The sequence below is a fragment of the Nonomuraea sp. NPDC049784 genome, assembly GCF_040659615.1.
GTDB lineage: Bacteria > Actinomycetota > Actinomycetes > Streptosporangiales > Streptosporangiaceae > Nonomuraea.
This window is the reverse complement of the sequence record NZ_JBFAMX010000350.1, coordinates 1-10,430: the sequence shown is the minus strand read 5'-3', so window position 1 is coordinate 10,430 and position 10,430 is coordinate 1. Positions and strand designations below refer to the sequence as shown.

The following is a 10,430-nucleotide window of genomic DNA, read 5'->3' as shown; positions in this document are numbered from 1 at the left end:
GGCCTGCTGGCCAAGCTCAAGGCGTACAGCCTGCATGGGCCGGGGGTGCGGCGGGGTCACCCTCTTCAGGCAATGGAAGGAGGCTGCATGACAAGGATCGCTCTAGGCAACCGCCATAAGGCGGTAGCAACGAAAGTACGTGCGTTCGTCCGGTCTGATCTCGCCACAATCCACCCGATACCGGCCCGACGCGATCTCCACGCTGATCGCTTCCGCGTCCATGGCGCCTCGTACCTGATTGATCTGGATCTCCGCTCCCGGCGCCGCAGCATCGAGAAGCACCATCGGCCCACTGACGTCCATGGTCGGCCCCTGTTCCCAAGCGATATCACCCAGTTCCGACGCCGCCTGCTCCACGTCGCAACCGGGATCGGCATAGATCCACTGCACGAAAATCCTAAGCCGCTGGAAGTACGTGGTGCGCGCAGGCTCATCCCAGAAAACCAATGCCTGTCCCCCTGCGCTGAACTGGATCACCCCCAGATCGTCAATCGCACATGCCAACTCGTAGTCGTCACCACTCGCACCGGTCCACTCGTTCAGCTCTTTCTCCGCCACGAGTACCAGCGGCCCACCCCGAGGACTCTGCCCAGATCTGCACAACCCTCCCCTTTCCCGCATGACTGCGGCGATGAGATCACACACCACCGCCGCCCTCAAGCTGACGCAGGGAGATCACCGATGACCGATCTGGCCCACCTCCTCGACGGCCTTCGCTGCGCCGCCTGCCACACCATGAACGTCCTCTGGCTCGACCCGGTCCGCGCCCTGGTCGAGTGCGCCGAGTGCGGCCAGGCCGCGCCCGCCGTCACCTACCCCGACGAAGGGAAGACCGCATGACCCATCCGCACGACCGCGCTCTCCCCCGAGCCGTCCGCCAAGCCATGCCGATGGCCCGCGACGTACTCGAAGAGGTCGCCAAGCTTCACGGGGTCTGCATCCGGCCCATCCCGCTGCGGCGGCTCGACACCATCACTGGCAAGTCCGAGATCATCGACGTTCCGTGCGGGGCCGTCCTCGACAGCAAGTGCCCACCGTGTGCCAAGCGCAACCGGCAACTCCGCATGGCCCAATGCCGCGAGGGCTGGCACCTCGACACCGAACCCGCGATCACGCCCGCCGAGCCGAACGAGGAACAACGCTGGCTCGTCGAGTTCCGCGCCGACATGCAGGCCAGACGGGATGCCGCCGAACAGGCCGGCGACGACACCACCGACCTGGACGCCGTCCTGTCCGGCCTCGATGACGAGATCAACGCCGCTGGCATGCGGGGCAGCGTCACCGGATCCGCGGTGCCCAAGCGCACCCGATCCACCCGGCGACGGCAGGACGCACCCGACCTGCCCAAGCGCAAGATGACCAACACCACCCTTGGACGCACCTTCCACGCGCCGGATGGCAAGACCTACCGGCCGTCGCTCTTCGTCACGCTCACCCTGCCCAGCTACGGCAAGGTCCGTGACGGCATCCCGATCGACCCCGACACCTACGACTACCGGCGCGCCGCTCGCGATGCGCTGCACTTCTCCAAGCTCGTGGATCGCTTCGTGCAGAACCTGCGCCGCGTCGCGGGCTACGACGTGCAATACTTCGCCGCCGTGGAGCCCCAGAAGAGGCTGGCGCCACACCTGCACATGGCCATCCGGGGCACCCTGCCACGCGCGGAGATCAAGCAGATCGCCGCAGCTACCTATCACCAGGTCTGGTGGCCACAGGCCGACGAAGTCCGCTTCGACGGCGATCACCTGCCCGTCTGGAACGAGGAGACCGGCTACCTCGACCCGGCAACCGGCGAGGTCCTGCCCACCTGGGACAAAGCCCTCGACGCCCTGGACAAAGACGCCCAGCCCCTCCACGTGATCCGCTTCGGCGATCAGGTGGACGTGCAAGGCGTTCTCGCCGGAACCCCGGACGCCGACCAGTGCATCCGGTATCTGTCCAAGTACCTGACCAAGTCCATCGGCGACACCCTCGACGGCGGCCAGGCCCAGCGCGAGCACGCCGCCCGCATGGTCAACGCCCTGCGCTACGAACCCTGCTCCTCCACCTGCCCGAACTGGCTCCGCTACGGCGTCCAGCCCAAGAACGCCAAAGCCGGGATGGCCCCCGGCCGATGCCGATCCAAAGCACACAAACCCGAACACCTCGGCTACGCCGGACGCCGCGTCCTGGTCTCCCGCAAGTGGTCCAACAAGACCCTCGCCGAACACAAGCAGGACCGCCGTACCTGGGTCCTGGCAGCCCTCGGCCAGGCCGACGAACCCGCCGACCCACACCGCTACATCTGGCGACCCGTCCCGGCCGGAGACGCCAACGTGCCACCCCTCGCCGTACGGCTCCTTCGCTCCGTCCACGAACGTCAACGCTGGCGAGCCCACCTCAGAGAGCTGGAAGCCAGAGCAACCGGACAAGATCTTTCGGCAACTTCGCAGGCAGCGTGAAGGAGGGAGCGACATGGACCAACTGCTGACCGTTGACGAAGCGGCCGATGCGCTGAACACCTCCGTGCGCTTCGTCCGCCGCCTGATCGCCGAACGCCGGATCGAATTCGTAAAGGTCGGACGCCACGTCCGCATCCGCGAGTCCGCGCTGATCGCCTTCGTCGTGGCCGGAACCGTCACGCCGATGACCACCGACACCGTCAAGAGGAGGGCTGCCTGATGGCCAACAAAGAGGGACACCGGCGTTTCGGCAATATCCGCAAGCGCGAGTCCGGCCGGTTCCAGATTCGCTATCCGGGACCGGACGGGCGTCTGCGGACCGGGGGCACGACCTATGCCACCAGAACCGAAGCCGACCGTGCGCTCACGATCATCGAAGCCCAGATGATTGCGGGCGACTGGACGGATCCCGATCGCGGCAAGGTCCTGGTGGGCGACTACGCGCGAGCGTGGATCAAGGAACGTCCCGGCCTGCGCCCCAAGACCATCGAGAACTACACGTGGCTGCTGGAACGGCACATCATGCCGACCCTTGGCGGTGTTCAGGTCGGCAAGCTGACAACCCAGATGATCCGCGCGTGGCGGTCCGAACGGCTGGAGCATGGCGTATCGGTCTCGACGGTCGCCAAGGCGTACCGGTTCCTGCGGGCCGTTCTGATGACGGCGGCGGAAGAAGACAAGTTGATCAGCCGCAACCCCTGCCGCATCAAGGGCGCCGACAATGAGCACACCCCCGAGCGTCCCGTGATCACGGTGTTTCAGGTGTTCGAGCTCGCCGACCGGATGGCGGACAAGCGGTTTCGAGCATTGATCTTGCTGGCCACGTTCGCAAGCCTGCGATGGGGTGAGGTGATCGCACTTCGACGGCATGATCTCGACCTGGTGGCGCGCACGGTCCGGGTCCGGGAACAGCTCATCGAGCTGGACGGCGGGGAGATGCGCCTGTGCCCGGTCAAGTCCAAAGCCGGTCGCCGTACGGTCGGCATCCCCGCAGTGATCGTTCCGGCGCTGACCGAACATCTCGCGTCCTACGTCGAGCCAGAAGAGGACGCCTTCGTGTTCCTCGGCAAGCTGGGCGGGTTCCTGCGGGGCAGCAACTTCCGGCGTGCCGCGAAGTGGAGCGAGGCGCTCAAGGAGATGGGGCTCGCCGGCCTGCACTTCCACGATCTTCGCCACACGGGCAACACGCTCGCCGCGCAGTCAGGGGCGAGCCTGGCCGACCTCAAAGCACGGATGGGGCACGACAGCGATCGGGCGGCACTCATCTACCAGCACGCCACCATGGATGCTGACCAGCGGATCGCGGATGCGCTCAGCGCTCGTGTGGAGGCCGAGAGGAAGAGGCTGGGCCAGGATGGCTAATGGCCCGTTAATGGCCCGAGCACCCCGCCACAAGATCGGTGGCGGGGTGTTTTGGCTGGTGGAGCCTAGGAGATTCGAACTCCTGACTTCCTGCTTGCAAAGCAGGCGCTCTGCCAACTGAGCTAAGGCCCCTTCGACGAAGATAGCTTACCGGGCGGACGAAGCTACCTGCGTCGTACCAAGGTCATCGCTCAACACCAAACTCGGGAAGTCCACGATCGAGTCGAGGATGTGGGTCGCGCCGCCCTTGAGGAGGCGTTCACGGCTGTGCACGCCCGTCATCACCCCCGCCACGATCGACGCTCCCGCGCGCTTGCCGCACAGCATGTCGCTTTCCGAGTCGCCGATGACCGCCACATGGCGTACGTCCTCCACCCCCAGGCGCAGCACCGCGTGCAGGACCATGTCCGGCCAGGGGCGGCCGCGGCCGCCGGCGTCTTCGGGGGAGATGGCGAGGTCGATCTTGTCGTGCCAGCCGAGCACGCTGAGGACGCGGCTCAGCGTGGTGCGGCTGAAGCCGGTGATCAGGGCGAGCTTGATGCCGGTGCCGCGGAGTTTGTCGAGAACCTCCAGGGCTCCGGGCATGGGTGCGAGACCTGCCCGTTCGAGGGTGCCCTCGTAAGAGCGCTCGAACGTCAGGTTCGCCGCCTGGGCCTGGGCCTCGTTTCCGGGGAAGATCCCGCGGAACACATCGATCTTGGGACAGCCCCGGGACCGGTGCACGTGAACCATGGCACGCGCGTACGCTCCGGTCCCGGGCACTATGCCCTGAGTCGCGATCGCCTCGGCGAAGGCGCGCTCGACCATGTCGATGTCACCGACTGTGGTGCCTGCCAGGTCCAGGCACACCAGCTTGATGGGGACGACGTCACTCATCGCCTCGCCGGTCGGTTAGTTCTCGGTGCCGGTCGCCTCGGTCCAGAGATCGAGCTCTGCGCGGTCGGCCTGCACCTTACGCCAGATCAGCAACCCCCCAAGGGCGACCAGCGCCAGAACAAGCAGCTTCTTCACGGTGTGACCCCACTTCTTCGACGGCCTCACCTGCCGGGGTGAGACCCAACAGTTGACAAGCAGCCTAGCAAGGGATGGCTGCGCTCCCGGTGTTGCGCACGGGCCAGATGTGCGGAATGTGCGCAGAACGAGTGTTCAGTCCCAGGTGAGGAGCGACACGCCCGCCCTCGACGACCTTTGGGATCCCCCTTCCGTCCGTCGTGGGCGCCCGCCTGCGTCCCCTCTGGTATCCGCCATCTCGGACAACAGCTCGATCATGCCAAATATCGCGCCCGTGTGCGTGGCTAGGCACGGTCCCGGCTTACGCATGTGTCGCGCCATGTGGTGGTCGATTCGGGCCGGCCGAACCTGCCGGGGCAGCATTACGCGGGAACCCACCGTACGATCCCGTGACCGTCCAGATACTGCTGGGGGGTATAGTGCCGCCTGGGCAGGAACGCAAAAGATCATCACTAGGAGACCGTCATGAGCACCGCCACCTAAACGGTGAAGGGTATGACCTGCGGCCACTGCGTGAGCTCGGTGAAGGAGGAGGTCGGCGAGGTCGCGGGGGTGACCTCCGTCGACGTGGATCTCGCCGGCGGCCTGTTGACGGTCGGCAGCGATGGCCCTGTCGACCCGGCGAAGATCACCGCAGCGGTCGAAGAGGCCGGATACGAGGTGACGGGCCGCGCGTGAACGCGCCGGTGACCGACCTGCGGCCTCGGGAAGCTGGTTACACAGCAGCCCTGTTCAGGACCCCATCCGGCGGCTGCGCCGCTGCGAGTGAGCGCTGCCCCCATCTGACGGCCGGTGCCATCGCGGCGCCCGCCGCCACGAACACCGCACCGAGCAGCAGCCACCCGAGCGTGCCGCCGCCCAGCACCAACGTGGTGAGGACGACGGGCCCGAGCATCCTCGCCACGGCCACGCCGGTGCCGAAGAACCCCTGGTACTGGCCCTGTTTGTCCTCAGGCGCGAGCCCGAAGCCGATCTCCCAGGCACCCGAGGCCAGGAGCATCTCGCCGAACACCTGCAGGCCGACCGCCACCAGCAGGAACAGCCACCCGTACGGGCTCAACGCGAACACCGCGCACGCCGCGAACATCACCAACCCGGCGTTCCGCACCGACAGCGAAGCCGAACGCAGGCCCTTCACGCGCCTGGCCACCCGCACCTGGAAGAGCAGCACCGTGCCGGTGTTGATCAACATCAGTACCGAGACCATCCAGGTGGGCGCGCTCGTACGCGAGGCGATCCAGAGCGGCACGACCAGGCTGAGCAGCGGCATGTAGAAGAGCATCACGGCGTTGATCAGCGTGACGAGCGCGTAGGGACGATCCCTGAGCACCGCCAGCCGAGGGCCGGAGGCGACCTGGGCGACCCGCACGGGAGGCAGCTTGAGCAGGAGGAAGGCCGCGAGCAGGAAGCTCAGGGCGTCGAGTGCGAACACCGCCAGGTAGGCGGGGCGCGTGTCGAGATGGAGGGCGAGCCCGCCCAGGGCTGCGCCGACGGCCAGGCCGGCGTTGAGCGTGGACTGCAGGACGGCCCGCACGACCGTGCGCTCCGCGGGCGCGATCAGCGCGGCGAGCAGGGCCTGGCGGGCGGCCGACAAGCCGGTCTGCGCCGTGCCGTACAGGCAGGCCACCAGTACGAACAGCGCGAATGAGCGGACGAGCATGAATGAGGCGACCGCCGTGGCGGTCGTGAGCGCGAGCAGCACGGCGACTCCGCGGGGCCCGCGCCGGTCGGCCAGATGGCCGAGCGGCACGCCGGCCACCGAGCCGACGGCCCAGCCCAGCGTGAGGCCGAGGCCGATCTCGGTGGCCGACAGGCCGACGATCCTGGCGAAGTAGAACGCGGAGGTGACGAGGTAGACGCCGTCGCCAACAGAGTTCGCAAGCTGGGCAATAGCCAGGATTCGTCGATTTTTCATGGCTTGTACGACGCCGGGGTCATCCGGGTGGAAACGGCCAAGCGGTTCCAGAAGTTGATGGTGGCCACGGCCACGACCAGCGTCGCCAGCTCCTTCTCGGCGAAATGGGCAGCCGCCTGATCCCAGATCTCGTCCGTGACGTCGTCGGTGGAGAGCCTGGTGGCGGCCTCGGTGAAGGCCAGGGCGGCGCGCTCCTGCTCGGTGAAGAACGGGGACTCCCGCCAGACGGCGACCGAGTGCAGCCGGGCGTCGCTCTCCCCCGCCTGCTTGGCGTCGGCGCTGTGCGTGTCCACGCAGTAAACGCAGCCGTTGATCTGGCTGGCGCGCAGCAACACCAGGTACAGGAGGGGCTTGGGGAGCGTGCTCTCCTCGACGAACCTGTCCAGCGCGCCCGCGTGCCGGTAAACGTCGCCCACCAGCGGTCCGAGATTCATTCGTTGTGTCATGCGTCCATCTTGGATCCCACTTTGTCCCGAGATAAGCTCCAATTTCCGTCAAATTGATTGGGCCAAGATGGACGTCCACATCACCCTGGAAGGCCGAGGTGACCTGGCCGCACAGGTCTACCGGCAGCTCCTCGACGCCATACTCGACGGCCGTCTCAGGTCGGGCGAACGGCTCCCCCCGACCAGGGAGCTGGCGCGGAGGCTGGAGATCTCCAGGAACACGGTCGCGGTGGCCTACGACCGGCTGGTCGCCGATGGGTTCCTGGTGGGACGGGCGGGCGCGGGCACGTTCGTATCGGCGGAACCGGTCCGCGGCAGGGCGGCCCCGAAGGGCGTGGTGCGCCCGCGTGCGTTCTGGCGGGAGATCGACGCTCCGGAGGCCATGCAGGGCGCCCGGTACGACTTCCGCGTCGGCGTACCGGACCCCCGCCTCTTCCCGATGGAGACGTGGCGCCGGTTGGTGGCCCGCGAGCTGCGGGCGAGCGCCGCCATGTACAACCGCTCTGCCGGATACCAGCCCCTGAGAGAGGCCATCTCCCGGCATATCGGCATCAGCCGCTCGGTCCACGCCGGTCCCGACGACGTGCTGATCACGAACGGCGCCCAGCAGGCGCTCGACCTCATCGGCCGCGTCCTGATCGAGCCGGGCACCTGCGTGGCCGTCGAAGAGCCCGGCTACCCGCCCGCCCGCGCGCTGTTCCGCTCGCTCGGCGCCCGCGTGGCCGGAGTGCCGGTGGACGCGGAGGGCATCGACGTCCAGGCCATCCCCCGCGCCGCCCGCATCGTGTACGTCACTCCTTCGCACCAGTTCCCCCTGGGCACGCCCATGTCGCTGGCCCGCCGCGCCGCCCTCCTGGCCTGGGCCGAGCGCCGCAGGGCGGTCGTGATCGAGGACGACTACGACAGCGAGTTCCGCTTCGGTGAGCGACCGCTGGAGCCCCTCCAGAGCCTCGACCGCGCGGGCCGTGTCATCTACGTGGGCTCGTTCTCCAAGACCCTGCTCCCCATGCTCAGGCTCGGCTTCCTCGTCGCCCCGGCCTCGCTCGCGCCCGCGCTGCACGCGGCCAAGCGGCTCTCCGACTGGCACAGCGACGTGCCCACGCAGGCGGCGCTGGCCCGCTTCATCGACGAAGGGCTCCTGGCCAGGCACATCAGGAAGGCGACCCGCGAGTACGCCGCCCGGCACGCCATGATTGCCGAAATGCTGACCGGTGACGAGCGCCTGCGCCTGGTGCCGTCCACCGCGGGCCTGCACCTGTGCGCCCGCCTAGCCCCGGGAGTGTCCGTACGTCCCGTGCCGGGCCTGGCGGTGGAGTCGCTGGAGGCGTACTGCGGCAACAGCCCGGCCTAGCCCGGCGTGCTTCTGGGCTACGGCGGGATCACCCTGGACGACATCCCCGAGGGACTGCGGCGCCTACAGACGGCGACGGCCCCAAAACCGGCTTAAAGGTCCCAAAACCGGCCTAAGGATGGCGGCGGCTCCAGAAGCGGCGGGCCCGCTCCCCTGACAGCTCCGGATCGTCGGGCGGCGACGGCTGCTGCACGATGACGACCGTGGTCTTCGCGTGGCGGGCGCAGTACATGCTGGTCGAGGGCAGGAAGATGCGGCTGAGCAGCCCACGCCGGCTCCGCCCCAGCACCAGCAGGTCGCCCTCGCGGGCCAGGTCGACGAGATGGTAGCCGGGATCGCCGACCCGCCCGACGACGGTCGTCCTGATGTCGTCGGGCACGCCACCTGCGACGTCGTCGAACACACCGGCGACCACTTCGGTGCAGCGGGCCTCCTCGCCGGCCCTGAGCGCGTGCTGAACGGGCAGCGCCTCGGGGAAGGGATGGACGGGCGCGCGGCTGACGTGCACGGCGACCAGGGCCATACGGTGCAGCCTGGCCGCCCCGATGGCCCAGGCCAGCGCCCACCGCGAGGCCGGGGACTCGTCCACCCCCACGATCAGCCTCGCACCGCCAGGCAGATCCTGTTCCACGGTGCCTCCTGTTAAGAAGTACGACCATAGTGCGCCCGCTGGTCTGTTACCGGTAGGTGGCACTTTCCGAACTATGGAGTCCTTCGCGAGCCCCGGCGTAGCATGCGGGAGTGGAACGAGGGTGGGTGCGACCCCGTCCCGCCCTCGACCGGCGGCTCGACGGGGCACTTACGTACAGGCTCACCTCGCTCGTCGCAACTACAGGCTACGGGAAATCGACCGCTTTGACCGGTTGGAGCTTGGCGGTGGGCGCGGTATTACACCGGCTCGGGCCCGCCGACCGCGATCTCCCCACGCTGGCGGGAGCGGTCGCGTCGGCCCTGTCGGAGAAGGTGCCCGGTCTGCCCGCCGACCTGGTGACCGCCGCCGAGTCCCCGCTCGGTCCCGACGCCGACGAGCTGTCCAGGGCGTCCGCGCTGGCGGGCGCGCTGGCCGAGGCGCTGGCCAGGCAGCTGCGGCGCGGGCTCGCCCTGGTCTTCGACGACATCGACGCCATCGCGGGCGCGCCGGGCTCCGTCCGTTACGTGGAGACGCTGGTCCGCGCCGCTCCCAGGCATCTGCATCTGGTCACCGCGTCGCGGGCGCCGCTGCCGTTCCCGACCGCCCGGCTGCGCCAGGACCACGAGGTGCTCGATTTCGACGCGACGGATCTCGCGCTCACGCCGGACGAGACCGCCGCCTGGGCGCGCGACCGGCTGGGCGAGCAGGGCGCGGCCATCGCCGTCACGCTGCACGACGCCTGCGGCGGCTGGCCGGCCGCCGTGCAGGCGGCGCTCGACACACTGGCCCGCGAGAACCTCGCCGACTGGCCCCGCACGGCGTCCGGGCTGGCCGCGAACTCCGCCACGCTCGAACGCCTCACGCTCGCCGCGTTCAGGGACCTGCCGCCGGCCATGCGCGAGCTGCTGCGTGCCGCCACCGTCCTGCCCGTGCTGACCGCCGAGCTGGCGGCCACGTTAGGCGCCCCGCCCGGCACGCTCGACTCGCTGACCAGCCGCGGCCTCTTCCTCGAAGCCGGCCAGGACGGCCACCACCTGACCTCCACCAGCAGGCACGTGCTGACCAAGCACGCCCCGCTGGACAGGAACGAGGCCCACGACGTGGCGGCGGTCGCGTCCCGCTGGTACGTCGGGCACGACCAGCCCGAGCTGGCCCTGCGCGCGGCCGTCGCGACAGAACATCCGGGCCTGGCGGCCTCACTCCTCGACTCGTACGGCCTGCGCCTGGCCGAGCGCGGGGACGTGGTCGCAGCGCTGGAGCTGCTGCCCGAGGC

Annotated in this window: 13 protein-coding genes and 1 tRNA gene; 7 read left to right on the top strand and 7 right to left on the bottom strand. The window is 68.7% G+C overall.

The annotated features are described in order from the left end of the window. Nucleotides 1-102: 102 nt before the first annotated feature. A complete protein-coding gene (locus AB0J09_RS42290; RefSeq protein ID WP_360704113.1) occupies nucleotides 103-621 on the bottom strand; it encodes an Imm21 family immunity protein in 519 nt (172 codons plus the stop codon). A 60-nt stretch (nucleotides 622-681) separates the two neighbouring features. Between AB0J09_RS42290 and AB0J09_RS42285 the strand changes: the two genes are divergently transcribed. Genes AB0J09_RS42285 through AB0J09_RS42270 form a run of 4 tightly spaced genes read left to right on the top strand, consistent with a single transcriptional unit; the run spans nucleotide 682 to nucleotide 3,803 of the window. Continuing rightward, nucleotides 682-840, top strand: coding sequence for a hypothetical protein (locus tag AB0J09_RS42285; protein WP_360704110.1), 159 nt, complete (start codon nucleotides 682-684; stop codon nucleotides 838-840). Beyond that, the gene (locus tag AB0J09_RS42280; RefSeq protein ID WP_360704107.1) at nucleotides 837-2,441 is read left to right on the top strand and encodes a replication initiator; all 1,605 of its coding nucleotides are present in this window, start codon (nucleotides 837-839) and stop codon (nucleotides 2,439-2,441) included. The genes AB0J09_RS42285 and AB0J09_RS42280 overlap by 4 nt, the downstream gene beginning before the upstream one ends. 13 nt (nucleotides 2,442-2,454) lie before the next feature. Beyond that, complete coding sequence (locus tag AB0J09_RS42275; RefSeq protein WP_360704104.1) at nucleotides 2,455-2,661, top strand: helix-turn-helix domain-containing protein; 207 nt, start codon at nucleotides 2,455-2,457, stop codon at nucleotides 2,659-2,661. After that, the gene (locus tag AB0J09_RS42270) at nucleotides 2,661-3,803 is read left to right on the top strand and encodes a site-specific integrase (protein WP_360704101.1); all 1,143 of its coding nucleotides are present in this window, start codon (nucleotides 2,661-2,663) and stop codon (nucleotides 3,801-3,803) included. Before AB0J09_RS42275 ends, AB0J09_RS42270 begins: the two co-directional genes overlap by 1 nt. A 56-nt stretch (nucleotides 3,804-3,859) precedes the next feature. Here the strand turns inward: AB0J09_RS42270 and AB0J09_RS42265 are convergent. The 3 genes from AB0J09_RS42265 to AB0J09_RS42255 all read right to left on the bottom strand — a co-directional run bounded on the left by AB0J09_RS42265 (nucleotide 3,860) and on the right by AB0J09_RS42255 (nucleotide 4,814). Beyond that, nucleotides 3,860-3,935 (bottom strand) — tRNA-Ala (locus AB0J09_RS42265). Between the two features lie 15 nt (nucleotides 3,936-3,950). Next, complete coding sequence (locus AB0J09_RS42260) at nucleotides 3,951-4,679, bottom strand: HAD-IA family hydrolase (protein ID WP_360704098.1); 729 nt, start codon at nucleotides 4,677-4,679, stop codon at nucleotides 3,951-3,953. 15 nt (nucleotides 4,680-4,694) lie between these two features. Then, complete coding sequence (locus AB0J09_RS42255) at nucleotides 4,695-4,814, bottom strand: DLW-39 family protein (protein ID WP_360704095.1); 120 nt, start codon at nucleotides 4,812-4,814, stop codon at nucleotides 4,695-4,697. A gap of 495 nt (nucleotides 4,815-5,309) precedes the next feature. Here AB0J09_RS42255 and AB0J09_RS42250 point away from each other — a divergent pair, with 495 nt between their 5' ends. Continuing rightward, nucleotides 5,310-5,492, top strand: coding sequence for a cation transporter (locus tag AB0J09_RS42250; RefSeq protein ID WP_360704092.1), 183 nt, complete (start codon nucleotides 5,310-5,312; stop codon nucleotides 5,490-5,492). Nucleotides 5,493-5,529: 37 nt separating this feature from the next. On the opposite strand, the gene AB0J09_RS42245 is transcribed toward AB0J09_RS42250, so the two are convergent. Further along, nucleotides 5,530-6,729, bottom strand: coding sequence for an MFS transporter (locus AB0J09_RS42245; protein WP_360704089.1), 1,200 nt, complete (start codon nucleotides 6,727-6,729; stop codon nucleotides 5,530-5,532). Then, nucleotides 6,726-7,163 carry a carboxymuconolactone decarboxylase family protein gene (locus AB0J09_RS42240; RefSeq protein WP_360704086.1) on the bottom strand — a complete coding sequence of 146 codons (438 nt, stop codon included), beginning with the start codon at nucleotides 7,161-7,163 and terminating at the stop codon, nucleotides 6,726-6,728. The genes AB0J09_RS42245 and AB0J09_RS42240 overlap by 4 nt, the downstream gene beginning before the upstream one ends. A 79-nt stretch (nucleotides 7,164-7,242) precedes the next feature. Between AB0J09_RS42240 and AB0J09_RS42235 the strand changes: the two genes are divergently transcribed. Then, nucleotides 7,243-8,526, top strand: coding sequence for a PLP-dependent aminotransferase family protein (locus AB0J09_RS42235; RefSeq protein WP_360704083.1), 1,284 nt, complete (start codon nucleotides 7,243-7,245; stop codon nucleotides 8,524-8,526). Nucleotides 8,527-8,638: 112 nt separating this feature from the next. Here the strand turns inward: AB0J09_RS42235 and AB0J09_RS42230 are convergent, their stop codons facing one another. Continuing rightward, on the bottom strand, nucleotides 8,639-9,157 hold the full coding sequence (locus AB0J09_RS42230; RefSeq protein WP_360704080.1) for a universal stress protein: 519 nt from the start codon (nucleotides 9,155-9,157) through the stop codon (nucleotides 8,639-8,641). Nucleotides 9,158-9,402: 245 nt separating this feature from the next. On the opposite strand from AB0J09_RS42230, the gene AB0J09_RS42225 reads away from it, so the two are divergent. Further along, on the top strand, nucleotides 9,403-10,430 hold a 1,028-nt coding region (locus tag AB0J09_RS42225; protein WP_360704077.1), incomplete at its 3' end, for a hypothetical protein.

What these genes read in the sequence shown, in the direction of transcription:
- AB0J09_RS42275 (WP_360704104.1), top strand. Translation starts at nt 2,455, where the DNA reads ATGGACCAACTGCTGACCGTTGACGAAGCGGCCGATGCGCTGAACACC.
- AB0J09_RS42270 (WP_360704101.1), top strand. Translation starts at nt 2,661, where the DNA reads ATGGCCAACAAAGAGGGACACCGGCGTTTCGGCAATATCCGCAAGCGC.
- AB0J09_RS42280 (WP_360704107.1), top strand. Translation starts at nt 837, where the DNA reads ATGACCCATCCGCACGACCGCGCTCTCCCCCGAGCCGTCCGCCAAGCC.
- AB0J09_RS42240 (WP_360704086.1), bottom strand. Translation starts at nt 7,163, where the DNA reads ATGAATCTCGGACCGCTGGTGGGCGACGTTTACCGGCACGCGGGCGCG.
- AB0J09_RS42285 (WP_360704110.1), top strand. Translation starts at nt 682, where the DNA reads ATGACCGATCTGGCCCACCTCCTCGACGGCCTTCGCTGCGCCGCCTGC.
- AB0J09_RS42250 (WP_360704092.1), top strand. Translation starts at nt 5,310, where the DNA reads ATGACCTGCGGCCACTGCGTGAGCTCGGTGAAGGAGGAGGTCGGCGAG.
- AB0J09_RS42290 (WP_360704113.1), bottom strand. Translation starts at nt 621, where the DNA reads ATGCGGGAAAGGGGAGGGTTGTGCAGATCTGGGCAGAGTCCTCGGGGT.
- AB0J09_RS42260 (WP_360704098.1), bottom strand. Translation starts at nt 4,679, where the DNA reads ATGAGTGACGTCGTCCCCATCAAGCTGGTGTGCCTGGACCTGGCAGGC.
- AB0J09_RS42245 (WP_360704089.1), bottom strand. Translation starts at nt 6,729, where the DNA reads ATGAAAAATCGACGAATCCTGGCTATTGCCCAGCTTGCGAACTCTGTT.
- AB0J09_RS42235 (WP_360704083.1), top strand. Translation starts at nt 7,243, where the DNA reads ATGGACGTCCACATCACCCTGGAAGGCCGAGGTGACCTGGCCGCACAG.